Annotated in this window: 24 protein-coding genes; 6 read left to right on the plus strand and 18 right to left on the minus strand. The window is 41.0% G+C overall.

The features are described 5' to 3' along the window. Window positions 1-153 precede the first annotated feature (153 nt). The 10 genes from ACTCNA_RS11605 to mnmA all read right to left on the minus strand — a co-directional run bounded on the left by ACTCNA_RS11605 (window position 154) and on the right by mnmA (window position 8,635). Window positions 154-1,596, minus strand: coding sequence for an EVE domain-containing protein (locus ACTCNA_RS11605; RefSeq protein ID WP_462948083.1), 1,443 nt, complete (start codon window positions 1,594-1,596; stop codon window positions 154-156). Between the two features lie 202 nt (window positions 1,597-1,798). After that, window positions 1,799-2,650: a hypothetical protein gene (locus ACTCNA_RS11610; protein WP_462948084.1), complete on the minus strand. Its 852-nt coding sequence runs from the start codon at window positions 2,648-2,650 to the stop codon at window positions 1,799-1,801. A 123-nt stretch (window positions 2,651-2,773) separates the two neighbouring features. Further along, the gene (locus ACTCNA_RS11615) at window positions 2,774-3,133 is read right to left on the minus strand and encodes a hypothetical protein (protein WP_462948085.1); all 360 of its coding nucleotides are present in this window, start codon (window positions 3,131-3,133) and stop codon (window positions 2,774-2,776) included. A gap of 388 nt (window positions 3,134-3,521) precedes the next feature. Next, window positions 3,522-4,277: a lysophospholipid acyltransferase family protein gene (locus ACTCNA_RS11620; RefSeq protein WP_462948086.1), complete on the minus strand. Its 756-nt coding sequence runs from the start codon at window positions 4,275-4,277 to the stop codon at window positions 3,522-3,524. Window positions 4,278-4,348: 71 nt separating this feature from the next. Then, window positions 4,349-4,651 carry a hypothetical protein gene (locus ACTCNA_RS11625; RefSeq protein WP_462948087.1) on the minus strand — a complete coding sequence of 101 codons (303 nt, stop codon included), beginning with the start codon at window positions 4,649-4,651 and terminating at the stop codon, window positions 4,349-4,351. A 318-nt stretch (window positions 4,652-4,969) separates the two neighbouring features. Continuing rightward, on the minus strand, window positions 4,970-5,143 hold the full coding sequence (locus ACTCNA_RS11630; RefSeq protein ID WP_462948088.1) for a DUF6722 family protein: 174 nt from the start codon (window positions 5,141-5,143) through the stop codon (window positions 4,970-4,972). A gap of 65 nt (window positions 5,144-5,208) precedes the next feature. Further along, the gene (gene nadD / locus ACTCNA_RS11635; protein ID WP_462948089.1) at window positions 5,209-5,817 is read right to left on the minus strand and encodes a nicotinate (nicotinamide) nucleotide adenylyltransferase; all 609 of its coding nucleotides are present in this window, start codon (window positions 5,815-5,817) and stop codon (window positions 5,209-5,211) included. 82 nt (window positions 5,818-5,899) lie between these two features. Then, the gene (gene gmk / locus ACTCNA_RS11640) at window positions 5,900-6,472 is read right to left on the minus strand and encodes a guanylate kinase (RefSeq protein WP_462948090.1); all 573 of its coding nucleotides are present in this window, start codon (window positions 6,470-6,472) and stop codon (window positions 5,900-5,902) included. Window positions 6,473-6,475: 3 nt separating this feature from the next. Next, window positions 6,476-7,357, minus strand: coding sequence for a YicC/YloC family endoribonuclease (locus ACTCNA_RS11645; RefSeq protein WP_462948091.1), 882 nt, complete (start codon window positions 7,355-7,357; stop codon window positions 6,476-6,478). A 99-nt stretch (window positions 7,358-7,456) separates the two neighbouring features. Continuing rightward, a complete protein-coding gene (mnmA, locus tag ACTCNA_RS11650; RefSeq protein WP_462948092.1) occupies window positions 7,457-8,635 on the minus strand; it encodes a tRNA 2-thiouridine(34) synthase MnmA in 1,179 nt (392 codons plus the stop codon). A 204-nt stretch (window positions 8,636-8,839) separates the two neighbouring features. Here mnmA and ACTCNA_RS11655 point away from each other — a divergent pair, with 204 nt between their 5' ends. The 5 genes from ACTCNA_RS11655 to ACTCNA_RS11675 all read left to right on the plus strand — a co-directional run bounded on the left by ACTCNA_RS11655 (window position 8,840) and on the right by ACTCNA_RS11675 (window position 14,750). After that, on the plus strand, window positions 8,840-11,776 hold the full coding sequence (locus ACTCNA_RS11655; protein WP_462948093.1) for a glycoside hydrolase family 3 N-terminal domain-containing protein: 2,937 nt from the start codon (window positions 8,840-8,842) through the stop codon (window positions 11,774-11,776). 259 nt (window positions 11,777-12,035) lie between these two features. After that, window positions 12,036-12,290 (plus strand): DNA-binding protein, encoded by a 255-nt coding sequence (locus tag ACTCNA_RS11660; protein ID WP_073170354.1) that lies wholly within the window; start codon window positions 12,036-12,038, stop codon window positions 12,288-12,290. Between the two features lie 88 nt (window positions 12,291-12,378). Then, a complete protein-coding gene (locus ACTCNA_RS11665) occupies window positions 12,379-13,197 on the plus strand; it encodes a 3-keto-disaccharide hydrolase (protein WP_462948094.1) in 819 nt (272 codons plus the stop codon). A gap of 131 nt (window positions 13,198-13,328) precedes the next feature. Further along, window positions 13,329-13,835, plus strand: a complete 507-nt coding sequence (locus ACTCNA_RS11670; protein WP_462948095.1) for a solute carrier family 23 protein — start codon at window positions 13,329-13,331, stop codon at window positions 13,833-13,835. 234 nt (window positions 13,836-14,069) lie between these two features. After that, entirely contained in the window at window positions 14,070-14,750 is a 681-nt protein-coding gene (locus ACTCNA_RS11675) for a hypothetical protein (RefSeq protein ID WP_462948096.1), read from the plus strand. Between the two features lie 60 nt (window positions 14,751-14,810). Here the strand turns inward: ACTCNA_RS11675 and ACTCNA_RS11680 are convergent, their stop codons facing one another. The 5 genes from ACTCNA_RS11680 to ACTCNA_RS11700 form a co-directional block, all read right to left on the minus strand. Next, a complete protein-coding gene (locus tag ACTCNA_RS11680; protein ID WP_462948097.1) occupies window positions 14,811-18,290 on the minus strand; it encodes a hypothetical protein in 3,480 nt (1,159 codons plus the stop codon). Between the two features lie 152 nt (window positions 18,291-18,442). After that, window positions 18,443-18,916 (minus strand): DUF4494 domain-containing protein, encoded by a 474-nt coding sequence (locus ACTCNA_RS11685; RefSeq protein ID WP_462948098.1) that lies wholly within the window; start codon window positions 18,914-18,916, stop codon window positions 18,443-18,445. 250 nt (window positions 18,917-19,166) lie between these two features. Further along, the gene (locus ACTCNA_RS11690) at window positions 19,167-20,381 is read right to left on the minus strand and encodes an ammonium transporter (protein WP_462948099.1); all 1,215 of its coding nucleotides are present in this window, start codon (window positions 20,379-20,381) and stop codon (window positions 19,167-19,169) included. A gap of 23 nt (window positions 20,382-20,404) precedes the next feature. Next, window positions 20,405-20,761 carry a P-II family nitrogen regulator gene (locus ACTCNA_RS11695; protein WP_073170371.1) on the minus strand — a complete coding sequence of 119 codons (357 nt, stop codon included), beginning with the start codon at window positions 20,759-20,761 and terminating at the stop codon, window positions 20,405-20,407. 17 nt (window positions 20,762-20,778) lie between these two features. Beyond that, window positions 20,779-21,423: a TorF family putative porin gene (locus ACTCNA_RS11700; protein WP_462948100.1), complete on the minus strand. Its 645-nt coding sequence runs from the start codon at window positions 21,421-21,423 to the stop codon at window positions 20,779-20,781. Between the two features lie 589 nt (window positions 21,424-22,012). Here ACTCNA_RS11700 and ACTCNA_RS11705 point away from each other — a divergent pair. After that, window positions 22,013-22,177 carry a hypothetical protein gene (locus ACTCNA_RS11705; RefSeq protein ID WP_462948101.1) on the plus strand — a complete coding sequence of 55 codons (165 nt, stop codon included), beginning with the start codon at window positions 22,013-22,015 and terminating at the stop codon, window positions 22,175-22,177. Between the two features lie 163 nt (window positions 22,178-22,340). Here ACTCNA_RS11705 and ACTCNA_RS11710 read toward each other — a convergent pair whose 3' ends face one another. From ACTCNA_RS11710 to ACTCNA_RS11720, 3 genes are all read right to left on the minus strand, one after another. Continuing rightward, on the minus strand, window positions 22,341-23,984 hold the full coding sequence (locus ACTCNA_RS11710) for an ArnT family glycosyltransferase (RefSeq protein WP_462948102.1): 1,644 nt from the start codon (window positions 23,982-23,984) through the stop codon (window positions 22,341-22,343). Further along, window positions 23,974-25,632: an ArnT family glycosyltransferase gene (locus tag ACTCNA_RS11715; protein WP_462948103.1), complete on the minus strand. Its 1,659-nt coding sequence runs from the start codon at window positions 25,630-25,632 to the stop codon at window positions 23,974-23,976. The genes ACTCNA_RS11710 and ACTCNA_RS11715 overlap by 11 nt, the downstream gene beginning before the upstream one ends. A gap of 4 nt (window positions 25,633-25,636) precedes the next feature. Beyond that, a partial coding sequence (locus tag ACTCNA_RS11720; RefSeq protein WP_462948104.1) for a hypothetical protein occupies window positions 25,637-26,493 on the minus strand: 857 nt, incomplete at its 5' end.

The following is a 26,493-nucleotide window of genomic DNA, read 5'->3' on the forward strand; positions in this document are numbered from 1 at the left end:
CATAATCCGCTGAAATTCAACAACAACAACATCTGAAATCGTCGTTAAGTACATAGAAAAAAAATCCTGCAAAATGGGCCGGGTTGTAGTTCAACACCGACTCATCCTGGGTCTTACAGACCGCTCAGAGTCCTATTTATTACCGCCTGGTTTTTATTCATTTTTAATTTTATTAATCCGAATCTGCTGGTTATCAATCGTAAATTCGAAATATTTGTCATTGTTTTCAATTAGTTTTACATCTCCATAATGCAATTGTCTGTGGTGATTTGCACAAACTGTCAGCAAGTTTAAAGTTCCAAGAGAACCTTGTTCCAATTCAGATACTGGAATTATATGATGGGTTTCAACATACAATTCTCCATTTCTTTTTTTGAATCCATGTGGATTTAATCCTAAAGCTTTACAAATCTGACATTCATAGTTATTCTCTTTCTTTACTGCTTTAGAAATATCACCACGTTCAATTCTTCTGCTGACTATTTCTTTTACTCTTGGCGTTGCATTGAAATATTTTGCTTCAAGTTTCTGTAGGTCTACATAGTCATTCAATTCTGTGGTTGTTGCTTCACATACAATTTCAATATTACTTTCTGCAAGCTCAATAATTTTATCAAATGTATCTTTCTCTAACGACCACGAAGAAGCTTGACGACCATTTAACAAGGGTTTCTCATTTTGAAAATCAGTCAGGTTTTGTAAATCGCTTAAAAGTATCGGATTATCGAGTAGCTTTTTTACATAACGAATTTTTACTCTTAAACGCTCTTCACCATATTTCTCAGGTGTTAACCAAAATTGACCATCAGAATCAGGCATTGGTTGTGCTTGACTCATAATCTCAACAATCCCATAAATACCTGCTTGTAATCTTTCTTTTCCTGCTAATTCTTCTTTTGTTCTTGAATCTTTTCCAACTCGGATAACTGCAAACTGTCCTTTTTTGAAATGTTCACCTTGCCAATCAGTTACTCTCCATGTTGAATTTATTTCGTCGGTTTCAAGAAACTCGTCTATTTGCCAATATTTCGGGTTACAAAAGAAAATCCAATAACCTGTGTTATTAAATGTAGTATCACCTGAAATTTTAGGTTCCTTATATTCGGGGAAAGGCAAATCACTCGAAATATTTTTTTCTAAATATTCAAGCAGTTCAAAAGAAGTGTCTTTTTGACTATCTGTTCTTAGCTGAAAATATTTTTTAGAAGCTTTTTCAATCGTTCCAAAATGAAGATGTTTAATCTTTTCCCATTTTTCTTTTGAATTGTCGCGATAAAAATAATTCCGAGTTTTTACTGCTGTATATTCTGCCCATTCTCCAGAATCCCAGTCAGATTTTAACAAACTGTTAATCTCGGCAGTATTGTTTTCAATTAATTCCTTGTCCAGAGCAAGCCAAATTGAATTTTCGTGAATCGTTGTCGTAATCAGGTTTCCGATTTTAATTCTTATTCCGTCACTTTTTATACTTAATCCCCATTTTTCAGAGCCAAAGGAATCCGCATAACAAATAATTTCGCAAAGAATCTCAAGATAGTTTCTTTGTCTGTGTTTATCAGGTAGTAAATCAGTAATTATTTTTTCAATTTCACTCATGTTTCATTGGTTGTAGTTCGTTTAATAAACTTGGCGGTAACGGTCACTTGTAAGTTGTCGTTGCGGATTTCGGAGTTCGTTCCTGTCCGATAGGACGGAACGATGTTGCGAGAATCCAGCGTACGACACACGACGAACCCCGCAATGCAATTTTACAATGTTATGCGGTCGTATTTTTCTTTATTTTATTGAATTTTAGCATTTAATAATATTCGTATTCATATTTTTCAATTCTCCAATCTTCAAGTAGGTAGTCAGTATTTATTGCATTGTCAATATCAATACTTTCAATTGAATCGTTGTCCAAGTATGTGTAGTCGTATGAATAATAATATCCATTAAAATTTATAACATACTCCCAAACGGTTGTTTTTCTTTTTATTCTTCCTTTTTCGTCATATTCATAGGTATTTGTGTATTCATTATGATTTTCAGCGTCTTCCACCTTGTAAATGTCGCATGATAATATATTCCATTTTGAATCATATTTGTAACGATATTCGGAAACTCCAGATGATGAGTAATCATAGATTACCAAAGTGTCAAGTCCCATTTGATTTTTATAAAATGTTTTTATTCTTCCTATGTTTCCACTGTCATCAAATCTCCATGTTTCTTTTTTGAGGAACCCATTATTGTCATACTCGTAGAGGTATGATTGACTTGAATATTCACCATGTTGCACCATTTTAGTACATTGCTTTTTTTCGTTGTATTCATAGGTGTAACGATAATCTAATGAGCTGAAACTGTATTCTTTTCTTTCTATCAATAAATTATTTTCATCATAATAATATTCTTCTTTGTCTCTGTTAAAATAATTTCCATTGTCTTGATTAAAAATGTATTTCGTTAAAAGTCCGTTTGAGTCATATTCCCAACTTTTTTCAATAATTGGAACACCATAAACATCTCCGTATTTATAAGGATATGTTTTAATGGTTTTACTTTTTAGATTAGTTTCTTGTGGAGTTTTATTTTCATCTCCAAAATCTTCTTTCTCACATGAAAATGCGATGAAAAGAATAAATGCAATAAAAATTAGTTTTTTCATATTTGAGAATTCGTTAGTTTGTCTTTTTTAATATGCCGCATAACGTAATAGTATTTTATCCATCGTTCATGCAAAATACAACAAAGTACTGAAATTAAAAATTATAGCGAATATAAGTTTATTTTAAAAGAAAAATGATGGATAAAATATAGTTGGACGATGCCGCTGGACCAGTAGTACTGGGTTACTTTTAAATGCGGGCACGTAACCTGCTGGCTGGATGTTCTTTGTTTTGCATTCAGGGGTCAATGTTTGAGCTGCGGAGTTCAATGTTTTACGTCCGGCTGTCAATGCGTCAGTCGCGGATTTCAATGTGTCGGTTGCCATGTTCAATGTTTCATTTGCCGTCTTCGATGTTTTACTTCCCAGGTTAAATGTTTGAATCGCGGAGTAAAATGTGTTATGCACCGAGATAAATGTTTCACTATTGGGGTTTTCCGTAGAAATCCATTCGGGAAAACCCCTGCCTATAGCCGGTTTCATCAATCCGTTCATTAAAAAGGCTGTGTGAAAATACAAAATTTTACACCGTGGCTTTAGCCCGGTGGATGAGAAATTCAAAACCGACCTACGGCTTTAGCCGTTAAATCCCTGAAAATTAATGGCTAAAGCCGACTTCCATTCTTCATGAAATCACCGGGTTAAAACCCGGAGCAAAAGATTTTTTTACTTTTCAGATTTTCACACAGCCTGCTTTAGCTGACGGTTGAAATCAATATCAATTCAACCAGGCTTTAGCCACATTTATTAACTGCCTCCTTCATTGCTCCGCAACTGTCCGTGCCCGTTCGTATTCGCTGCAGAATTCGGGGTTGGAATATTTAAAGCGAATCATCAGCGGCTCGGGCTGGTTGGAAAAAACTGAAATTAATTAAAATGGTGAACTGGCAACCAAATCTTCAAGCATTGAATGGATACTTTCTTTTGTTTCGTTTTGAAGCGTTTTGTAATCGTCATTTTGCAGCGGTGCTCCATACTTTACGAAAACTTTTGTAACCGGTTTGCTCATTTGCCGGAAAAAATGCCCGATAAAGGGATCGTCGTCCACCCAGGCATCGTTTTCATCTTCGTAATCAATAGCCATGGGAATTACCCGGATTCCGGTATCGGCAGCAATTTTAAAACTGCCGTTTTTAAAAGGTTTTGTAAGTGGCCCTTTCGAAGTAGTACCTTCGGGGAAAAGCGCCACCGGTATGTTGTTGCTCACCGATTTTTTGATTTTTTTCATTGTGGCCACTAAACTTTTCAGTTCAGCCCGGGAAACAAAAATGGCATTGGTAATTTTTGCACCGGTTTTCAGAAACGGCCAGTTTTTCAATTCGGCTTTTGCTACAAATGCTGCGGGGGTAAATGCTGCCACAATAAAAATATCGATGTAACTGCGGTGGTTGGGCATGAGGATAAAATGTGAATTTTCCGGAAGCTCGTTTTTGTCAACTTTTATTCCGCAAACAAACAGGATGCTTTTTCCCCAGGTGCGCATCGCCCAGTTTTGCAGTGGCATGCTGAATCCTTTCAGTTTGAGCCAAAACGAGCCAACAATTACCACGTAACCCGAAATGAGTAAAATTAAAATCAGCCGCAAAAAAGCGAGCGGGAAAAGAAAAATGATTCGTGCGGTTTTCATACTGCAAATATGGCGAAAAGCTGGTTTTGCAGTGTTGTTTTCATTCAGGTTTTATACAACGAAATTAAATTTTATTCAGATGAAACCGGGCAAGTTACCATCTGAAATGCTCCCCGGGCAAAAAATATTTCTTTTTCAATTGTGAGTTTATTTTTTGGAAGAATTCCCGGCAGTCCGCCCAGTCGGTTATATTTTTTGAAATTCCGGTGGTGCTCCCGTCCTGCAAAAAATTCGGCAAGCCGGCTGCCGGTGCCTGTAATATTTTTAGGCAGCGGAAAGGCATAATCAATTATGATTATTTTACGGGCTACACTTTTCATTCCGCTAAGTACCGGGTCGATAACCGTGCTGTAAAATATTCCTGATTTTACCATTTGCAGTTTTTTTTGATATATTTAAACTAAATCATTTTTCGTTTAAACTGATTGATTTCGTTTTTGTTTACATCGCAACAATAAACAATAATTATGAAGAAAATTCAGGCAAAGCAGATTTTACCATTTGTGTGGATGAGGATATGACAAAAACAATGTAGTTTGATTAGAATATCAAATGAATAATTTGAATTGGTAAAGAGTTTTGATTTCTTTTTTATGAATGAGAAGATCGTTTCTCCTTTTTCATTACGTAAATTGTTGCAATTACTGCAAATAAAACCATTCCTCCCAGTAAAATCAATACAGCTTCCATAATTAACTTTTTTTTATAAGATATAATCCCAATACAGAAAATATTACAATTACACTAAAATTAACTATCCCAAGCAAAACTTTGTTTATGGAATCTGTTAAGATTGCACCTAAAAATGCTGTTCCAAAAATAATTTTTGCAAAATCTAATAATAGTTTGCCTAGTTCTTTTCTCATTTATTAAATTTATTAAATTTATTCTATTGTTGACAAGAAAAACAGAGAAAAGGGCTGATTTGACTTTATCTGTAAAACCCCTTCTTCTCAATATACTCCCAAACTTTGGGTGGCAAAAAATGGCGCACATCCTTTCCTTCTTTAATGGCTTTACGAATGAAGGATGAAGAAATTTCCATCTGCGGGGCGTTGTCTGCAATCACAATATTTTTATGCTGCATTGCTTTTGATTTGTCGAAACCCGGTCGCGGGTAAATAACCATGCCATAATTTTCCACAATAGTTTCGTGGTTTTTCCATTTATGAAAGTTTTTGAGGTTATCTGACCCCATCAGAATTTTAAAATCCCGGTTTGGATTACGGTCCTTCAGGTAAGCCAGCGTGTCCACTGTATAACTGGGCTTTGGCAGAAAAAATTCGATGTCGGCAACCTGCAGCCGGTCGTCATTTTCCACGGCCAGATTTACCAGGTATAGCCGGTCGTAGTCGTTTAAAAGATTTATTTTTGTTTTGTGCGGGTTTTGGGGGGTAACCACAAACCAGAATTCATCCAAACCCGTAAACTCCACCATGTAGTTGGCAATAGCGAGGTGGCCAATATGCACCGGATTAAACGACCCGAAATACAAGCCGGTTTTTTTTGTGGGGTACGATTTGGATAGTGGTTGTTTCATAAAAAAAGATTTATCGTTTTCAACGAACAAATGTGCTTAAAAGTTTTCGTTGCCAACGAACAGTTTTTAATTAATATTCTTTTCACCTGTTCCCTGAAAGAAATTCGTAAACCACTTTTTCTGCCTTATTTAAAGCTTTTGGTAGTTCTTTATTCACAATAACGACATCGAATTGATTAGCAAATTCCAGCTCTTTTTCGGCCTTGGCAACACGCATTTTAATTTTTTCCTCCGATTCAGTAGAGCGGTTTCTGAGCCGTTTTTTCAGTTCCTCCACCGAGGGGGGCTGCACAAACACTGCCAGTGCTTCGTTGCCGTAATATTTCTTAATATTCAGTCCGCCGACCACGTCCACATCGAAAATCACATTTTTACCGGAATTTCTTATCCGTTCCACTTCACTTTTCAGGGTTCCGTAAAAAATACCGGTGTACACTTCTTCCCATTCCAGGAATTCATTGTTTTCTATTTTCTTTTTGAATTCATTTTCAGGAATAAAATAGTAATCTTTCCCGTGCGTTTCGCCTTTTCTCGGTTCGCGGCTGGTGGCCGAAACCGAAAAATTTAAGTCGAAATCTTGTTGGAGCAGGTGTTTAACAATGGTTGTTTTGCCGGCACCCGACGGCGCTGAAAATATGATGAGTTTGCCTTTCATATTTCAAAGCACATTCAGTAATTGTTCTTTAATCCGCTCCAGGTGATCTTTCATTTCCACCACCACCCGCTGGATGTTGCTTTCGTAAGCTTTGGAGCCAATGGTGTTGATTTCGCGGCCCATTTCCTGCGAGATAAAAGCCAATTTTTTGCCGTTCGATGATTGCGAATTCTGGTTCAGGGTTTCCAAAAAATAGCTGCAATGATTTTCCAACCGCACTTTTTCTTCGTTCATGTCCATCTTGTCGAGGTAATAAATCAGTTCCTGTTCAAACCGGTTTTTATCCACATTTTCGTTCATGTTCGATTTGCCGAGGCTCTCGTTTAACCTGCTTTTAACTGTTTCAATGCGCTGCGTTTCAAACGGACCAATTTTTTGCAGTAGTTCGCTAATGGAATTTACGTTTTCCGAGATATCGGTTTCCAAGGCTTTGCCTTCCTGAAGGCGGAATTCATTTATTTGTTGTATGGCTTCGCGAATATTTTCGAGAATTACCTGCCACTCTTCTTCATCGAGTGTTTCGTATTCGGTTTTAACCACATCGGGCAGCCTGAGTGCTGCATGCAATGTTGTGTTGTCGGTTAATAATTTAAGGTCGTCGTTAATTTTTTTGAGATGCCCGAAATAGCTTTTCAGAATGGGCTCGTTAATTTTTGAGTTCGATTCCTCGCCATGATTTTCCAGGTAAATGGTCAGGTCGATTTTTCCGCGTACCAGTTCTTCCGAGAGTTCTTTCCGGATTTCAATCTCTTTCTCGCGGTAGAGCGAAGGGACACGTGTGTTTATGTCAATCTGTTTGCTGTTAAGCGATTTAATTTCAAGGGTAATTTTTTTATTGTTTACCTCGAATTCGACCCTGCCAAATCCGGTCATCGATTTTATCATAGTTTCCAAATTTTGTGCGAATTTAATACAAAGTGGGAAGATGGAAGACGGAAGACGGAAGTTTTCTTTCCAAACAGCTTTCGTTCATTCCGAATACCTTTATTTTATAACTCCTGAGCCAATTAATTCATCGTTCAGGTACCAGGCTGCAAACTGACCTGAAGTAATGCCTCGCTGTTCTTTTTCAAAAAGAATGTAGGCACCTTCCTCTTTCATGTGAATGGTACCTTTTTCGAGCGGCTGCCGGTAACGAATGCGGATATCGAAATCTTTTTTATCGCCGGGCTTCATGTTAAAACCCGGGCGAATCCAGTGGATATCATCCGCTTCAACAAAAAGTCCCGGGCGGAACAGTCCGGGGTGCTCTTTCCCTTCACCCACGTAAACAATGTTTCGCTGCACATCGGTACCAAGCACAAAAAGTGGTTCCTGATGTCCCCCGATATTCAGCCCTTTTCGCTGCCCGATGGTATAGAAATGAGCTCCCTGGTGTTCGCCAATTACTTTGCCATTCCAGGGTTTGTAGGGAAAAGGAAAACAAATTTTGCGGTAGTTTTCTTCCGAAATTTCAACCTGTTTTTTCTTCTCTATGAATTTTGCCGGCACTTCAATAACATTGCCGGTTTTGGGTTTTAGCTGCTGTTGCAGGAAAGTTGGTAAATCCACTTTCCCAACAAAACAAATGCCCTGCGAATCTTTACGGCCGGCGGTGGGGAGGTTTTGCTCCCGGGCAATTTTCCTTACTTCTGGTTTGGTAAGGTGCCCAATGGGGAACAACGATTTTGACAGCTGCTCCTGGTTGAGCTGGCAGAGAAAATAACTCTGATCTTTGTTGGTGTCTGTCCCTGCCAAGAGCCGATAAATGGTTTTGCCGTGAACCTCGGTTGAATCTTTTCGGCAATAATGTCCGGTAGCCACATAATCGGCATCAAATTTCAGGGCTTCTTTTAGAAATGTATCGAATTTAATTTCGCGGTTGCAAAGTATGTCGGGGTTGGGGGTGCGGCCTGCCTGGTATTCAGCAAACATGTAATCCACCACCCGTTTTTTGTAGTCTTTGCTTAAATCCACAATGTGAAACGGGATTTCCAGTTTTTTGGCGACCATTTTAGCAATCAGGGCATCTTCTTCCCAGGTGCAGGCACTTGTAACAGCGCCCACACGTTCGTGCCAGTTTACCATAAACAGTGCAGTTAAATCGTAGCCTTGCTGTTTGAGCAAATACGCAGCAACACTTGAGTCAACGCCACCTGAAAGTCCAACAACTACCCGTTTCATGGCTACAAAAGTAGGAAGTAAAATGAGATTTTTAAAAAGCAGCGGAATGAATTGGTTATTTTTTTAATTTAGGATATTTTTGATGCTTGCTTCATTCGGAAAATTTAATTGGCTGGTTGACCTTAATGGTTTGATTGACAGTTTTTTATTTTTGATGAATGAAAATGCATTTTAATATAGTTTTACTAATTCAGACGAAATAGAATGAGAACCAGGATAATACTTCTTTTCATCGTATTTTTTACAGGTATTCACTTAACAAATGCAGCTGACCCTCCGTTTTTGCAACTGGTTAATGACCATTGGGTAAATGAAAAACTGGAAGCAATGACGCTGGATGAAAAAATTGCCCAACTAATGATGGTTACTGTCTATCCACGGCAGGATGAAGCGGCCAGGGTGCAAATGGAACAGCTGATAAGCAAAAATCAGCCCGGGGGGATTTTAATTATGCAGGGAGACCCGGTAAAAACAGCACGCTGGATAAATAAATTTCAGGAAAAAGCAACAGTTCCTTTGCTGGTGGCAGTAGATGGAGAATGGGGGCTTTCCATGCGCATCGACAGTACAGTGAAATACCCGTATGCCCAGGCATTGGGAGCTGTTCAGGATTCAACATTTATCAAACAGATGGGGCGCGACATTGGCTACCAGATGAAAGAAATGGGGACTCACATGAATTTTGCGCCAGTTGCCGATGTTAGCACTAATCCTCAAAATCCGGTAATTAATTTCCGGTCGTTTGGTGAAGATAAAATTGATGTTTCCCAAAAAGCCTGGTATGTGGCCGGTGGAATGCAGGAAGCCGGTGTTGTTCCGGTGGCCAAACATTTTCCGGGGCACGGCGATACACACACCGATTCGCACAAGGAATTGCCCGTAATTGAACATCCGAAAGCACGTATCGATGAAATTGAAAGTTTCCCTTTCAGGTACCTTACCGAAAGAGGAATCTCAGGAATAATGACAGCCCATCTTGATGTGCCTGCCCTCGACGATTCAGGAACACCTTCTTCGCTTTCAGAAAAAATAGTTAACGGTTATTTACGCGAAGAAATTGGCTATTCCGGCTTCGTGGTTACCGATGCCATAAACATGAAAGGGGTTCAAACCGGAAAGGGAGATGCCGAGCTGGAAGCACTGAAGGCGGGTAACGATATGGTTGAGTTTGTTCCCGATATTGAGAAGGCCGTTCTATCTGTTAAGCAGGCGGTTGCAAGCGGCGAAATTCTACTGGATGATATAAACCTCAAATGCCGCCGTGTTTTGGCCCTGAAACGATGGGCCGGGTTGCACATTTCCAGTCCGGTAAATACTGACGGGCTTACTTCACGATTAAATTCACCTTATTACGAGGTTACCAACCGCAAGTTAATAAAGGGGGCGCTAACTGTGCTGGTAAATAATGACAGATTGCCTGTACAGGATTTGGGAAATCAAAAAATTGCCACTGTAATGATTGGAGCCACTACAAAATCACCCTTTCAGAAAATGGTGGACAAATACGTGAAGGCAGATCATTTTACACTCAGCAAGAGTGATTCGGAAAGGGAACTGGCCAGCCTTCGCAGCGAACTGGGTAATTACGATTTGATTATTGCCGGAATCCAGGGCATAAATATTTTTCCGTCAGGGGCTTATGGCACCACCCAGGTACAGCGAAATGCAGTTGCTGAACTTGTCAGGGAAAATAAAACAATTACGGTTTTCTTTGGCAATGCCTACGCTTTGAAACATTTTGAAAATATTCATCAGTCCGGCGGCTTAATTTTAGCTTATCAGAATAATCTGTTAACACAGCAACTGGCCGCACAGCTTGTTTTTGGTGCCTTTGATGCCACCGGGCGTTTGCCTGTAACCGTTGATAACCGGTTTGAGCTGAATGACGGGATTTCGTTGAAAAAAAACAAATCGCTGGCTTTTTCTATACCGGAAGAAGTGGGAATTAATTCAGCTCTTCTTCGCCGTAAAATTGATTCAATAGCGCAGCTGGGAATTGATTCGCAGGCCTATCCGGGATGCCAGGTATTAATTGCCAAAGACGGGAATGTGATTTTTCATGAATGTTATGGTTTTCATACTTACGAAAAAGAACAGAAAGTAGAACCTTCGAATATTTATGACTGGGCTTCGATAACTAAAGTTACCGGGCCTTTGCCCCCGATAATGAAACTGGCAGATGAGGGGAAAATTGATTTGGATGAACCTTTAAGCCACTACTGGCCCGATTTTAACGGGACAAACAAAGAAGGGCTTACCTTTCGGGAGGTTTTAGCGCACCAGGCACGGTTGGCGTCATGGATTTCTTACTGGCAAATGGCTCTCGACGAAGATGGAAACCTGAGCGGAGAAGTTTTTAAATCGCACCCAACTGAAGAATTTGATGTGCGGGTTTCAGAGCATCTGTATATGAACAGGAATTTCAGGAAAACGATGTTTGATACTATCCGAAACTCAAAACTGTTGCCCCGGAAACGATATGTTTATTCGGGTTTGAGCTTTTACCTTTTCCCGGACATGATTTCAAACCTTACGGGAGAACCCTACGAAACCTACCTGAAAAATAATTTTTTTGACCCACTGGGAGCCTACACGGTTACTTACAACCCTTACCTTCAATTTCCATTAAAACGTATTGTACCCACCGAGAATGACGATTTTTTCAGGAATGAAAAATTACGCGGTTTTGTGCACGACGAAGGCGCAGCCATGATGGGGGGCGTTTCGGGGAATGCAGGTCTGTTTGGCACCACCATCGATTTGGCCAAAATTTTTCAAATGTATCTGCAAAAAGGATATTACGGGGGCAAACGTTTTATTTCTGAAGAAACCGTTAATGAGTTTACCCGGATTCAGTATCCCGAAAATGATAACCGGCGTGGATTGGGATTTGATAAACCATACATTGACAACCATAAAAAAAGGCTGAAAAATGCCTATCCGGCAGTTGATGCCAGTAAAAACAGTTTTGGGCACAGTGGCTACACCGGCACATTTGCCTGGGCCGACCCCGATAACGGACTGCTCTTTCTGTTCATGTCGAACAGGGTACATCCAACCCGGAATAACGCGGGGCTTTTCAACCTGAACATTCGTCCCGCAATGCACCAGGCAATTTACGATTGCCTGAAAAAGAATTGAACCCCAATTCTTAAAAAAGGTTAATTAACATTCAGTTGGTTTCTTCTTGAACCATAGTCAGATAGTCTCTTTTTGCTCAATTTCAGGATTTTGCAATTGCAAACTTTTTGCTGTACGAAAACGTAAAAATATAGCGGTTGAAAAACGCTAAATAACTTAACGCTGAACTATGTATTATTTAATTATTAATTTTAATTTTACAGGTTCAGACGTTTTTTTTTAATAATAGGAGTAAACAACAAAATAAAATTTTAGCATTATGGAGCGTAAAATCACATTTAACGAGCTGCGTAAAATTAAAGACAGCTTACCTGACGGTTCTATCAAAAAAATGGCTCAGGAATTTGACCTTACCGAAGAAACCGTCAGGAATTATTTTGGAGGAGCAAACTATACCAGTGGTAAGGCTGTTGGAATACACATGGAACCCGGTCCAAACGGAGGCATTGTTCTTCTCGACGATACAAAAATTCTTGAGCGGGCTAAGCAACTAGCCGAAAAAGAAGCTGTTTAATTGGAAGTTAATCATATTTTTAAAGCTGTCCTTATTAAGCAGGGCAGTTTTTTTATATTCCTTTTTTAAACCAATTACAACTATATTTATGAAAAAATATTTATTCTACTTTCTAACTGCATCCCTGGTTTGGTTCTCTTCGTGCCAGACCGAAGAGCCCTGGCAACCCCTTTTTAACGGCGAAAACCTTGATAACTGGGACAAATATCTTGGCTCGGCGCTTGACGGGCAAGACAGCCTGGCCCAAGCAGCTACTGTTGAAAATGTGTTCTCGGTAGTTGAGGAAAACGGCGAAAAGCTGATCCGGATTTCGGGTGAAATTAACGGTTCGCTGGCTACACGCGACACCTTTGCAAATTACCACCTGCAGCTCGTTTTTAAATGGGGCGACGAAGTACATGCCACCCGAAACAGCGGATTACTTTACCACAGTTTTGGGGATTTTGGTGCTGCCTTCGGAACCTGGATGACCAACATAGAGTGCCAGCTGATGCACGGCCGTCTGGGCGATACTTACCTGATGAACAATACCTACTGCGAAACTTCAGTAGAAGAAGTGGAAAATGGATTCCGTTATTCAGAAAACGGGGAAGTAAAAAAATTCAGCATCGAGCACAACGGACAGGGAATCCAGAAGAGGGTGGATGCCGAAAAGCCGCTGGGCGAATGGAATATCGTTGATTTATATACCGTAGGCAACACAGCAGTACACGTGGTGAACGGAGAAATTGTCATGAGGAATATCAACACGGGAACTGTTGAGGAGGATGGAACTGTTAAGCCGCTAACGAGTGGTAAAATACAGTTGCAGTCCGAAGGTGCCGAACTTTTTGTTAAATCGGTCAAAATAAAACCCATTGATGAACTTCCTGCTGAATTGTTAAATGATCTTCCCGCTGATATTTGATGTAGAACAAGAATACATTTCTGAAAAAATCCGTTTCAATTTTTTGAAGCGGATTTTTTTTACGTGAAATTTTTCAATGTTTCCGGCAGTAACTTTCTGCTTAACAGCACTAATGTCTTGTGCCTTAGCTTGTGGGTATCGACCCTTCGGTAGCCCTTTTTACGGCCGGCATTGGCACGTTGATATTTCATTTGATTACCCGCGGGCGGATACCGGTATTTTTGGGCAGCAGCTTCGCTTTTATTGCGCCATTAATCGAGGCCACAAAGTTGTATGGCTGGGCCGGGACTCTTTCGGGGATAATTGCAGTGGGGTTGGTTTACGGTTTGGTTTCAGTATTGGTAAAAATGCGCGGAATTAAGTTGCTGTTGTTCGGTATGATTGCATCCATCGGGATTAAATCGCTGGTTGAATCGAAAACCAACATGGCTGAAACACGCAACCAGGTTATTGTTTCGGTGGTTTTAACGGTTGGAATTGGTGGTGCCATTATTCAAATACGGAACATTTTCGCTGGCCGGGATAGGTTTGGCAGCGCTGGTGGGAATTATGCTGAATATAATTTTACCACAAACGAGAAAGGAAGAATAGGATTTAACAACTTCCTCTCGTTACCATTGTTTCCCCAACCGATGTGAGGTTGTGATTAAATTTTCATGGGACACCAATGGTTTTTAGGTCTATCTTGCTTTTTCAGAGTCTGTTGGAAAATGATTTCTTTGTATTTTTCTTAAAACGTTTTCCAGAACATTGTTTTGTAACATAGTTTCATAACATAACTGTAAAACATTCAATATTTTGCGACACACATCGGGGTTTTTGCGTATAAGTTGGTAGATTTGTACATATTGTAAACTAAAAAAACCGATACAATGGAAACTGAAACTTCTTGTCTTACCAGCACTGCAACAATTTTAGCCTGCCAGAAAATCGCCAAATCATTTAAAGAAAATATTTATGAATTATCGCGCATTCGTAGTGAATGGGATCATGAATTTGCGACCTCTTTAAATGTGTGGATTGAAGATACCATTGAAAAATACTACAAAGAAAACCTCGATAGTATTTACGAAAAAAAATATCGCGATTGGCATGAAGTATTGGTTGCGGGACTGCAAAGCCTTAAAATTTTGCGTGCTTCAATTAAGGTCGATTTCAAAGACGATAAACAGTTTCAGAAAGATACTTTTAAAAAACTTGGTTACTCTGATTATTTCAGTGATGCCAAAAATGGCGATCACCTGAGTCTGTTTAAATTTTTAACCACCTTTGCCAAAAACCTTGATGAAAATACCCGTAAAAAAATTGTAAAAAGAGGTTCGCCCGATTCACTTTTTGAAAAAATACTGAAGGCAGCCACCCAGATTAACGATTACAAAGACTGTTTCCAACGGCTTGAAAGTGAAAACGAGATAGGAACTTACGGACAAAAAGAGGTAGCCGAAATATACCAGACAATTCAGGATATATGCCGTATTGCAATTGCCTATTATCAATTCGATCCCGAAAAGCGGGATAAGTTTAATTTTTATAAAGTACTTGTAAACTTGTAAACTACCTAATAGTTAGCTTTGTAAAACGGCCGGCTGATTTTTCAACCGACCGTTTTTTTATCATTTCTTTTTTGTGAACAGCGGATCGGCACCAATTGTACCCTTAAGGTCGGCAATATATTTTTCCGATTCCACATAAGCTAACTTGTGCATTGCTTTTTCGATACGTGAATTAATCTGCATCTTATCAACCAGCGACTTGTTGGCCGGATTTTGTTTGAAGTCTTTCAAATATTGAAGTTGATTCTTCAGGAATGCAGCTTCTTTTTGCTGTTTCAATTTCAGCCTTTCTTTGTACCATTCGGTTTCAAGCACGTGATCTCTGTCGAATTCTTTCCGAATCTCCTTGTCGCTCAGGTCTTTACCATTGTAGTGCCCGTATGCCATAACGTGAAGCAGTATTTTCAGCGGAGGAATAGCTGCTTCAACGCTGCCGTCTTCAAAGTATTGCAAAGCTACCTTTTGCTGGGCTTCAACAATATTTTTAATGCCGTCAACATAAACTTCCATATCCTGAAGTTCCGGTTTTAACATATTTTCGTTGAATACGGCCAGTGGCTCATCAAAGAGCCGGTTCATGCAGCGGAAAGCAAAATTCTGGTTAATGCGGTAACCTAACCGGCTGGCAAGTATTTTCTCTCCTTCATATTCAAAATCTTCCAGCTTGTCGAGGCATTTGTTTTGAATGAGTTTCCGGGCATCCCTGTCTTCGGGTTCAAGTCGTGCCCATATTTCAGGGATGAGGATACTGATGTCATGATCGAACCTGTTTTCCTGGCCTACATATCCCGCAGCTGAAGTAAATCCCTGGTATTCTGACAGGATGTAAGAAAGCAATGCGTTGTTTAAGTCGCTTGTAGGCACCAGCATATTAAAGGGCCCTTTGGTGAGTGCACCTTCAGAGCCTGCTCCTGTTGTGGAGGGCGATTTGCCGGTAAGGCTGCAAATAAAATCCATGAACAGCTCAGGTATTTCCTGGTAATGAATAGGATTATAAACACTTAACGAACGAATTCCTTTTGCTTTGTCGGCCGGATTGTTTTTTCGTCCGGGCAAAACCGCGTTAACCGGGAAATGTACAGGTTGGTCGGGCGCCACTTTGCGAAACAGCCGGGCACCGGTTTCGGCAAGATACGAATCCTGGTTCTCGTTTTTAAACCTGTTGCGTTGCAAATACCTGGGATTATTGGTAGGTACGCCGTTAACCACCCGGGTGTGCGATGGTGCCACAAAATAGCCGCCTTTTGGGCTGTCCATTACTTTAATGATTAAATCCTTTACCGGTTGGGTATATTCATCAAAATGAATGGCATTTTCGTACAGGTTCCTGGCATCTTCGCGGGTTAATGGCTCATAGTTGGTGAGGAATGTATTTTTTTCAACAATATCGGCTTCTGCCTCCTTGTCGTACCCTCTGATTATTGCCTCGTCGGGCCGCTGGAAAAGGTAGCTTTCGCAATTTGTGGTCAGTTTTACACTTTTGTTGGTGTACTCCGGATTTAAATTGTTAAGCTGGTTTGCCGGAACCGTTATTGAAGCTGTGATGTCATCTTCAGTCTGAATTTTTTGGCTCGGGATGAAATCAGAACGTAATTTGTGCAAATACCATTTTCCTTCCGGATTAAACCCAATACGCACATAACTGGCCATAATTTTGTTGTGCTTGTAGCGGAGTGCGTTTCCGTCGCGTCCGTTTACAATTTCAACATTTAAAAAGTCTTTCCACGGGCCTTTGTCCTGATGTGTGCGGTACATCCTCTTAATGTATAGTGCGAGTGTTCTGATATGAACAGGGATGCTTTCCAGGAAATTGTTATACTCCTCGTTATACAGATCGGAAGGAGTTAGCAATTTTACTGCTGATCCCAATGTGCGGTGCGGACTTAAAAATGGCCGCGATTTGGCATTGGGATGTATATTTTTCCAGCGGTTGGAGTAATCGTAGTTGATCAGTTTATCAACCATTTCATAATCTTTATCCAGGTCCTGAATGTAGAACGGGCCATATTTAATGGCATTTTGCATCGACTTTGAAATCTCCGATTTCCCGCCACCGGAAACCGTACTTGGCTTATGGCAGAAAATACCTTCGGGTGCGGTGTCGATAATTCTCCACAGTTGTTGTTCAGGATGCTTTACCAGCTTGAACTTATGGCCGGTTGGGTGAACATAGGTTTTGTAGGGCGAAAGTTTTAAACTTTGCTCTTCCCCGTTATGCATCCACGAAACCGTTCCTTTTTCAATTTCAATATCAGCATTTTCGTGAATGTAAATAATATCGGGGTATTTTTTGTCGATGGCATAATTTTCGGGCATGACATCAATTTTCCCGTCGAGCAGCTTTTTCACTTCTTCAAAAGAGTAGTTGTTGTCGAATTTCCCGGAAAATGACTCACCGTAAATATTGTCGCCCATATTTCCGCGCGAAAAAGCAATGGCACCGCCCGCGTGTTCTTCTTCGGCCAGGCCATACAAATTGGCAGAGTAGCCAATTTGGGTTTTTATTTCTTTTTTTGAATAGCCGTAGTAGTTGTCTGCAATTAGTGTAACTACCACACCACGCTCGTCGCGGCAGGTAACTTTAAATGCGCTCCCATCGTTATAAAGTTCATTTTCATCTTTCCAGCACATGCCGTCTTTGCGCTGCCTTTCGGTAGCATCATCGAAATGTGGCAGCCCAACATCTTTCTTTTTAAGTTTTGTCAGTTGCGGGGCCAGTACTATACAGCCGGTATGTCCTGTCCAGTGTTCAATATCCAGCGCTGCGTCATTAACTGCAAGGTTGTGGTCGCCTGCATTTCCGAAAATGGTTTCAACAAAATCGAGATTACTCACCAGGCTTCCCGGCGCAAAAAAACGGATTTCCATGCTTTTCTCGCTCATCCAGCCTTTTACTTCGGGGCAAACTACCGGGCGAAGCAACAAAGAAACCATGGTTTTGGCTTTCTCTTTTTGATTGGCTGTAAATGGCAGAACCGTAAGTTCTTCGGGGGGATTAAGTGCACTGTGAAGCATGTGGGCGAAAGCAATTTTGGGCACTTCTTTCTTGTCGGGTGCCACCGGGAGTCCACCTTCAACAATGTGAAAAGTTCCTTTGGTGGTGCGCTTGTCGGCCGCCGGGTTGTTTAAAATTCCCTGCTTGACCCGGTACGAGCTGACCAGTTCGTTTTTAAAAGAATTCCCGTTGGGCGGGAGACTTACCTCGCGTGCCATTCCCGGCTGGTTGAGAACGAATGTTGACCCGGGCAACCGGTAGGGTTTGTCGCATTCAACATCTTTTAAATAGTCGTTAATATAATTTTGAATGCGCGTATCGACAGGCGAAAGGTGGTCCGAAAGCAGTCTCGATTTTTCGCGGAAACTGCTGATTAAACTTTCAGTTAAAGAAATAAACCGGGCATTGGCAAGCCGGGTTCCCGAGTCTGCATCGTCGCAATACAGGGGCTGGTCAATTGCTGCCAGTTGAAGATTGATATATTGAATCAGCTCTTTCCGGTCTTTTTTTCCTGGCTTTAATTTGTTTTTTGTATTCTTACTCATATTGTGGATTTTTCTTGTTCTTCCACTAAAATACAAAATAAAGCCGTTGGTTACCAAAAAACGGTTATCTCCTTTTCAATATTAACCCAAAAGAGAAGTTGATTTGAAAAGTGATGTTTGAAAATTAAAGTGAGCCGAAATTTTTTAATTGTTTATTCATCAGAAACCGGAGTGTAGCCTTCAGGCACAGCCGACTCTGACGGATTGTACGGGAAAACATCTACGATGGTGCTGACGGCAAGGGCGGAAACTACGTAAGGAATTACCAGGTACGAGAGGCTTCCGTCGAGCCGTTCCAGGGCTTGTTTAATGTCGTCGGCCATTATTAGATAGTAAGTGCGCATTTTTTTCTCTTTCCCGGCTTCTTCGTCAACAGTAACCAGGTTGATGGTTGCTTTAAACCACCATTCGCCCGTGTCGTAGGGAAACACTTCCCCAATGCGCGATTTTTTGATGTCAGTAACCGAGAACTCTCCTCTTGCCATTTCCTGCATTTGCCTTGTAATACGTGTTTCGGCATCGGTAAACGACACGGCATCCAACAGAAAATTTTCGGTAACAGTTTGTTCTTTACCACTTTCGGTAACTTTTGTGTATTTTACTTTACATTCGAACCAGGTTTGCATATTCATTAAATTTTAGGTCTGCAAAATTAACATTCCGGATAGTAAATCAATTGCAGCCCTGAATTAATTCCGAATAACTTTTCAACAAAAAAACCGGCTGCTTTTTTGCAGTCCGGTTCTGAAGTAAACTAAACAAACGTAAAAACCTTTCTCTGGGTTTGTTCTTTTCTGAATTTTTAAAGAAAGGATCCGCGCCTACAAACGGACCCTTTACAGACAGCTACAGACTAAAATTCAGAAGGAGGCGAAGTTAATTGTAGGCATTTTCTCCATGTTCGTAAACATCGAGTCCTTCTTCTTCTATGCGCCTTGAAACGCGCAATCCAATTGTTGATTTAATTATTTTGAAAAGGATTAATCCCGTTCCGAATGCCCAGGCGAAAACTGCTGCCACACCTATTAATTGCGAAAGCAGCAAATCGGCCCCGCCTCCGTAAAACAGTCCGCCCTCGGTGGCAAAAAGCCCAACGGCAATGGTTCCGAAAGCGCCGTTTACGCCATGCACCGAAATTGCACCCACCGGGTCATCAACTTTAAATACCTGGTCGAACAGTTCAACGCTGAAAACGAGGATAATTCCGGCAATGATTCCAATAATAAGTGCTCCTCCCGGACTAACAATATCGCAACCCGCAGTTATCGCCACCAAACCTGCGAGCGCACCGTTAAGTGCAAGAGACAAAGCCGGTCGTTTGTAGCGCATCCACGAGGTAAAGAGAGCTGCCATTGCTCCTCCGGCTGCTGCCAGGTTGGTCGTTAATGCTATGTGGGCAATGGCAAGTGTATTTTCGGCTCCGGCAGCACCAAGTTGCGAGCCGGGATTAAAGCCAAACCAGCCAAACCAAAGGATAAAAACGCCGAGTGCCCCAAATACAAGGTTGTGCCCGGGAATTGCTTTTGCTTTCCCTTTTACATATTTTCCATGACGGGGGCCAAGCATGATAGCACCAGCCAGTCCAACCCACGCGCCTACTGAGTGAACGATTGTGGAGCCAGCAAAATCGAGAAACCCAAGCTGATCGAGCCAGCCGCCGCCCCATTTCCAGTGTCCCGAAATAGGGTAGATAAAAACAGTAATTACAATTGTAAAAATAATGTAGGCATTGAATTTTGTCCGCTCGGCAACTGCTCCTGAAACAATTGTAGCCGCTGTTGCCGCAAATACGGTCTGAAACATCAGGTCGGTTTTGTTGGCATAATCGCCAATGCCGTTATCGTTGATGAAAAGCGACGGAGTTCCTATGAAACCTGCAATTGATTCACCATACATAATTGTGTATCCGATAATCCAGAACAAAATAGCCCCAACCGAGAAATCCACCAGGTTTTTGGTGAGAATGTTAGCAGTGTTTTTTGAGCGGGTGAAGCCAGCCTCCACCATTGCAAAACCGGCTTGCATGAACATGACCAAAAATGTGGCAACCAAAACCCATATATTGTTAATTGAAATCGAAAGTTCTTCCATGATAATTTCTTTTTGTGTGGTTATTACTCTTCTTTTCCTTTAATGTAGAGCGATTCGTCGCCCGTTTCGCCGGTGCGTATGCGATAAGACTCTTCGATGGGAATAATGAAAATTTTGCCATCGCCTATTTCACCGGTCCGGGAAGATTCAAGAATCGCATTTACCGTTTTTTCTACATTTTTATCACGTACTATAATCGAGAGTTTGATGCGCTCAATGGTGCTGGTGTCATAAACAATTCCGCGGTACACACGCCCTTCGCGGGCCTGGCCGACACCTCTCACGTCCCAAAATGAATAGAATTCAATTCCGGCATCATGAAGGGCTTCGTTTACCTCGTCAAATTTTGTTTTGCGAATAATTGCTTCAATTTTTTTCATAGTATTTTGTTTTAAGGTTAAAGTGTGATTCCTGCTACAATGTGAAATTGCTCGGAGGAAGGGTTGAGAATGGCTGCTCCTGAAACCGGCAGCGAAAAAGAATCGGTAATTTTAATTTCTTTCGATGTGCTGATTCCGATGTTGCACACATTAAAATCACCGTCAACAGTGTAGGCTCCATCGCCGCCTCCGAGTGTTATATCAACTGCGCCGGCAGAAAGGCCTGCTTCAAGGTAAATGTCACCTTCGCCATCGTTCATCATATAAGCGCCGGTAAGTGAGAAGCTGCCTAAGCCCAGGCTTACCATTGGTTCGATGTAGTGCGATGTGCCTTCCAGCCACATGTCGCCGGGGAAGTAGTAATCAGTCACTGTTAAATCCAGCGAAGCATTGTCACCCAAACCGATCCCGTAGCCAACGTAAAGATCTGCTTCGGCTGCTTCGTTGGTCGATGCGTTGTACGAACCCCATGCACCTATTGCAAATCCGCCGGTGCTAAATTCAATACCTGGCTGAAAAGCGGGCCCCGAACCAAACTTTGTCCCGCGCCAAACATAGCTGCTGTAAATGTCGAGACTTGTACTCCATTCCTGTGCTTTTGCATCCGGAATAAAAGCCACCAACACTAATACACTTGCTGTAAAAATCAAGGTCTTTTTCATAATGCTCGTTTTTAAGTTAAACTGTGTTTTTTTTAATTTCTTTCACTTCGTTTTTTGTGGTTTTCTCTTTTAATAAAAAATGATAAATTTTGTTTTACCCCCTTTTTTTAATCGGTAAATAATATTTTTGTGCAATTTTTCAATATATACCCTCCATTATTTTAATGCTTCGAAGTCAAAAATGAGTATATTTTTAATTTAACCCCTATTTTTGATACACCGAAACAATTCTATTAACAAATATTTAATATTCATGCCTGAATAAAATAAATATGTCATATTTATATATAAATAAATAGATAAAAGTTGATAGTTTTAGTATTTATCATCTAAATTGTAATAAAGCAACTTATTTTTCTTAAAACAACGAAACCCAAAACGATTCGGAACACAGAAAAGAAATTTATACTTTCACACCCGACAAAAGATAAAATTCAGGGAAAAATGTATTGTTTGTATCGATGGACAGCACCCTCATGAAAGATAATGTACGGCATATTAAAGGGAATATAAAAAATTGGTATTTACGTGATATTCCTGATTTCAACTCGTACAACATGTTGGAAATAGCCGCCGATACCGGCCTTTTGTGCTTGAAAACAAGACATTAAAAGTTCCTGAAATAACTTTTCACAATCCTTACTCCAGGGTTGTTGAGCTTGAGAAAAATACTCAACTTCAGGCTCATTTTCAACTGTTTGTGCGGGGCGAAAAAAGATGGGAACTGGCAAGCGAGGTTGATTTGAAAACCTGAAAATTAACCCCCGGGGAGACGGCTTCGTAAAAAAACATCCGTTTTAGCTTTCCCGGTTCCATAAATGGGAAGCAACACTTTTTCTTAGGACTGCAAAATGGCCCGTTCCGACCTGTTCTTTCCCATGTTGAATTTTACAGATATGTGAACTAATTTCGGCTGGTTATTCCCCGGCAGGCTCAATAATTTTTACAAGGTGCATGTTTGTCAACCGCTGTGCCCTTGTTGCTGGATTTATAAATCCCGGTGTCAGCTTCGAAAGGCTTCGGTGTTTAAACGATTGGACCAACTTTATTTTGGCAGTTGATTGTTTAATCTCTTTCAATCCCTCATCGTTTGTAAAAATCCAGTCATTTTTTCGCGTCAGGCATTTCGCCAGCTCTTCCGAACCATAAAGAAAATAACCCGGTTTCTTTGCATAAAAGAACAATTCCCGGTGTTCCGATTTGTAGGTGTTCAGCATTTCTCCTTCGCCGGCCTTTTCGTTAAAAACTTCGCAAGCCGGAATAACTGAATGATAGGTGAAAATTTGTGGAAAAAGGTGGGCATTTATTGCGAAATTTAGTGCCACAATGGAAATGACACTTTTTAGTAGAATACGATTGAGTTTGTTCTCTTTATTTGAAAGAAAAAACAAAAACAACAGCCCCGCAATCCCCAACCAGAAAAATACGTTTTTGGAAGGAAAGAAGTAAATACAAAGTGCAAAAATCAGGAGCCATAAAACTACAGATACGAAAAGTTGTATTCCACCAATCGTTTTTTGCATCCCCTGCGAAGTTTTATTTTCGAAAAAAAACAACAGCCATTTTGCCGACAAAACAGTCATAAAAGGAGAAAGTACCATTAAATAATGGGGTGCCTTGGCTTTTGCGAGGGAAACAATTATCCAGTAAAAAACTATTCCGCCCAGGCTGAAAAATTCCGGGGTTTTCGATTTGAATAAGGTTTTAAATTCCATAAAAAACCCTATAAAAAACAGAAATGCCCAAGGGAGGAAAATATAGAGTGTGGTATGAAAATAAAACAGGTAATCTGTATTGCCCCCTTTAATCTTTCCGGTAATCCGGCCTGCGTTGTTATCCCAGAAAAAGAACTTCAGCCCATCCCAGCCAAACTGGTTAAAAATACCGGAAAGACCGGCCGCAAGTACCAACAACGAAACAAAAACCCCCAGCACTACTTTATAACTAAAAAGATACCTTAGCTGTTTTTGATATACCAGGTGTGAAAGTGCAGCAGTAACCGGCACAAAAACCCCGATAGGACCTTTGGAGATGAGACCGAGACCGATGCCCAGCCCGGCCAAAAGCATATTCGCCAGTTTTTTCGATTTAAAATACTCAGCAAGCTGCCACACCGAGAAAATGACATTTGCCGTTAAAATGCAGTCGGTATGAATATCGTTATGGAACAGAAAATAGAATTCGGAAGTAGCGAGCATTAAAGCGGCAACTTTTGCTGTCTTTTTGCTGTAAAAAAGGTTGGCAAACCGATAGGTCGAATACACAGCAATACCGGAATAAAGTAATACCGGCAGCTTGAACGCAAAACCGACCGGTCCGAAAATAAAATAGAACGGGGCTGTAATCCAGAAAATCAAAGGTGGTTTTTGAAGGTACGGTTCAAAATGAATTTTCAGGTTTATCCAATCGCCTGTTTCATAAATTATGCGGCTGATAGCTGCATATTTCCCTGCATCGCTGGTAATAGGTGCGATTAGCCCAAAAAAATATGTCAGCACCAGAAAAAAACCAATAAAATACCCAATGATGATATTGCTGTTAATTTTTAAATTATTGATCATTTTTGTTCGATTTAGGTTTGGCAATAAAGTACTTTGTTCTGCTCTCTTTAAGTTTTATGACAGCGTCTTTTAAAAGTTCCGGAAATTTTTCAGCCGGCACCCGGCTCCATCCTTGCGAATAATTAAAAATTTCGTATGATTTTAAATCCAGGTACTTTTGTTCTTTTTCGGTAAAAACCAAAAAATGGCGGGGTTCGGCCGGCAACGTGTACACCGTGTCCATACTCACTACATCAAATTCGTGGTGGCAGTGAATCCGGATATTCGATGCCGTACGGATGTTCCCGTAAACATACACTTTCTGGTCGTTGGCAACCCCTTCGGCATTCAGGGCATCAACCATCTGCTCGCCCGGGTTGGGCATTAAAATAGGGTATAACAGCACTAAAACATTGAAATAAAGCAACAGGATTCCGTTGGCTAACACAATTTCGGCAGGGCTGTTTTTAAAACCTCCCGCGAAATACAGCGCGATAAAAACGGCACTTATCGCTGTGCCGGCTACCAGCGTTATGTCGGGAAAAATAAAAACAGCATACAATAAGTTTATTACAAATGTAACCAGCGTCAACGTCAGAAAAATCTTCAAAACCGGTTTTTGAAACCGGGTTTCGGCCTGGGTTGCTATCCATGCAAAAAACAGTGCAACCAACGGAATCACCGGCAAAAGGTAGCGGTCGTAGAATTTAAACACTGCCCCCGACATTATGATAACTAAAACCACCCATGTTGCAATAAACCCCAAAATAGCTTTTGCCTCTTTACCGGATCCGGAAATAAAGGCTTTCAGCTTTTGGGGCTTCGAGAAAGCAATAATAATCCAAGGTAGCGAAAAAGCAACGAGGTTGACAATGCCGAGCAGTGTGTTGGTAATCACCTGTCCGATTTTTGACGAAACCCGCCCACCGACCTGGTCGGTGTAAAAAGATTCGAGGTAAGTGGTTCCGTGTTCGATGTACATGATTACAAACCAGCTCAGTGCTATCGCAACCGAAATAATTATGGCCGGCCAGTGAATAATTTCACGGATTTTCTTTCGCTTCCAGGGATTCAAAAGCAGGAATAACACACTGGCTCCTGCAAACGCAGCAGCCGGCAATCCCTTGGTTTCGAAAGCCAAAGCCGCTCCGAGATAAGCCATCCAGTAATATTTTGGCGGGGGATTCCCGCGGAGCATTATCTCCAGAAATCCCCAAACACTAATGGTAAGGAAGAGTACCAGTAAAATATCGGGGATGGACCGGCTGGCGCTCATCAGTACCAGCGGGTTGGCCGCCGTAACAAAAGCGGCTGTTGAAGCGAGTTTCCGGTTTTGGGTAAGCGATTTGGCCATAAAAAAGACGACGATAACCAGCAGGGCACCCGCCAGCCAAAACAGCAGGCGCGAAGAAAATTTACTGACTCCAAGCACCTTGTAGCTACCAATTAAAACCCAATAGGTGACGATAGGCTTCAGGAAACGGGGTGCCCCATCGGCCTTGTAAGGGGTAAAGTAGTCGTCCTTGTCCATCATTTGCAACACAGCATCGGTATAATATTTCTCGTCGGGAAAATGAAACAGGTAATCGAGAGCACCGGGCGACGAATAAAGTAAAAACAGTAAGGGAATTATCACCCAGTTAAATTTACGTAGGTAGCCTTTTTGCATCGGGTTAGTATTTAATCAGGTACATCGGTTTCAGCACTTCGTCCCGTGTCTTGGGATTGATAAACCGCCCGCCGCGGTTAAGATACAGGTGCCGGTATTCAATAACAGTATCGGTCTCAAGAGCCAGTTTTTCTATGTCGTTAAATCCTTTGACATCAGTAAAAATCCAGTTTCCTTCCTCTCCCGCCACTTCTTTCATCTCTTTTTCCGAATGAATTTGAGCGGCCTGAGGTTCGCTGTAAAAAAACAGTTCATAGTGCCCGTAATGATAGTTGTACAGTTTTTCTCCCGGGGCCGCATTTTCAGAAAAATACCTTGCTGCTTTCGGGGGAGCCTGAAAGCTGAAAATGTAAGGGAAAACATGCATATTCAGCAAAATAAAAACCGAAACCAGAGCAATGGCCGAAGGAAGAAGCAACTTAGTGAAATTTCTTTTGGCTTTCAGAAAAATAACAACTGTAGCCGTTATCCCTGCCACAATCAGCACCCAAAAATAAAAGCCGGGTATTGGGAACAAATACAAAGAAATCACCAGAATGGCTATCCAGGAAAGAACTACAATCCCGGTTTGGGTGATTTTAAAAATTTTCAGCAGGGTGGCATCGCGGTTCATCGCAATGTCAATCCATTTGGCCGTGAGCAGGGCAATAAGCGGCATAATACCAAAAATATAGTTAGGCAACTGGTTTTTCGAGACATTCAGGAGAATAAAAAATATCCAGATGCCGGTAAATGTAAAATATTCGGGAGCCCGGAATTTATTCTTAAAAAGAGTTTTGAATTCGCAAAAAGCAGCCATGTAAAACAGTAAACTCCAAGGAAGAAAAAGGTATAGCAAGCTGTGTACAGATCGGAAGAGCG

Source organism: Tangfeifania sp. (assembly GCF_055108615.1).

Bases quoted from the DNA above. Each gene is read 5' to 3' on its own strand.
- ACTCNA_RS11615 (WP_462948085.1), bottom strand. From the start codon at position 3,133: ATGAAACCGGCTATAGGCAGGGGTTTTCCCGAATGGATTTCTACGGAA.
- ACTCNA_RS11645 (WP_462948091.1), bottom strand. From the start codon at position 7,357: ATGATAAAATCGATGACCGGATTTGGCAGGGTCGAATTCGAGGTAAAC.
- ACTCNA_RS11660 (WP_073170354.1), top strand. From the start codon at position 12,036: ATGGAGCGTAAAATCACATTTAACGAGCTGCGTAAAATTAAAGACAGC.
- ACTCNA_RS11675 (WP_462948096.1), top strand. From the start codon at position 14,070: ATGGAAACTGAAACTTCTTGTCTTACCAGCACTGCAACAATTTTAGCC.
- ACTCNA_RS11665 (WP_462948094.1), top strand. From the start codon at position 12,379: ATGAAAAAATATTTATTCTACTTTCTAACTGCATCCCTGGTTTGGTTC.
- ACTCNA_RS11690 (WP_462948099.1), bottom strand. From the start codon at position 20,381: ATGGAAGAACTTTCGATTTCAATTAACAATATATGGGTTTTGGTTGCC.
- ACTCNA_RS11715 (WP_462948103.1), bottom strand. From the start codon at position 25,632: ATGCAAAAAGGCTACCTACGTAAATTTAACTGGGTGATAATTCCCTTA.
- ACTCNA_RS11655 (WP_462948093.1), top strand. From the start codon at position 8,840: ATGAGAACCAGGATAATACTTCTTTTCATCGTATTTTTTACAGGTATT.
- ACTCNA_RS11610 (WP_462948084.1), bottom strand. From the start codon at position 2,650: ATGAAAAAACTAATTTTTATTGCATTTATTCTTTTCATCGCATTTTCA.
- ACTCNA_RS11710 (WP_462948102.1), bottom strand. From the start codon at position 23,984: ATGATCAATAATTTAAAAATTAACAGCAATATCATCATTGGGTATTTT.
- ACTCNA_RS11695 (WP_073170371.1), bottom strand. From the start codon at position 20,761: ATGAAAAAAATTGAAGCAATTATTCGCAAAACAAAATTTGACGAGGTA.
- ACTCNA_RS11625 (WP_462948087.1), bottom strand. From the start codon at position 4,651: ATGGTAAAATCAGGAATATTTTACAGCACGGTTATCGACCCGGTACTT.
- ACTCNA_RS11685 (WP_462948098.1), bottom strand. From the start codon at position 18,916: ATGCAAACCTGGTTCGAATGTAAAGTAAAATACACAAAAGTTACCGAA.
- gmk (WP_462948090.1), bottom strand. From the start codon at position 6,472: ATGAAAGGCAAACTCATCATATTTTCAGCGCCGTCGGGTGCCGGCAAA.
- ACTCNA_RS11630 (WP_462948088.1), bottom strand. From the start codon at position 5,143: ATGAGAAAAGAACTAGGCAAACTATTATTAGATTTTGCAAAAATTATT.
- ACTCNA_RS11620 (WP_462948086.1), bottom strand. From the start codon at position 4,277: ATGAAAACCGCACGAATCATTTTTCTTTTCCCGCTCGCTTTTTTGCGG.
- nadD (WP_462948089.1), bottom strand. From the start codon at position 5,817: ATGAAACAACCACTATCCAAATCGTACCCCACAAAAAAAACCGGCTTG.
- ACTCNA_RS11605 (WP_462948083.1), bottom strand. From the start codon at position 1,596: ATGAGTGAAATTGAAAAAATAATTACTGATTTACTACCTGATAAACAC.
- ACTCNA_RS11700 (WP_462948100.1), bottom strand. From the start codon at position 21,423: ATGAAAAAGACCTTGATTTTTACAGCAAGTGTATTAGTGTTGGTGGCT.
- mnmA (WP_462948092.1), bottom strand. From the start codon at position 8,635: ATGAAACGGGTAGTTGTTGGACTTTCAGGTGGCGTTGACTCAAGTGTT.
- ACTCNA_RS11680 (WP_462948097.1), bottom strand. From the start codon at position 18,290: ATGAGTAAGAATACAAAAAACAAATTAAAGCCAGGAAAAAAAGACCGG.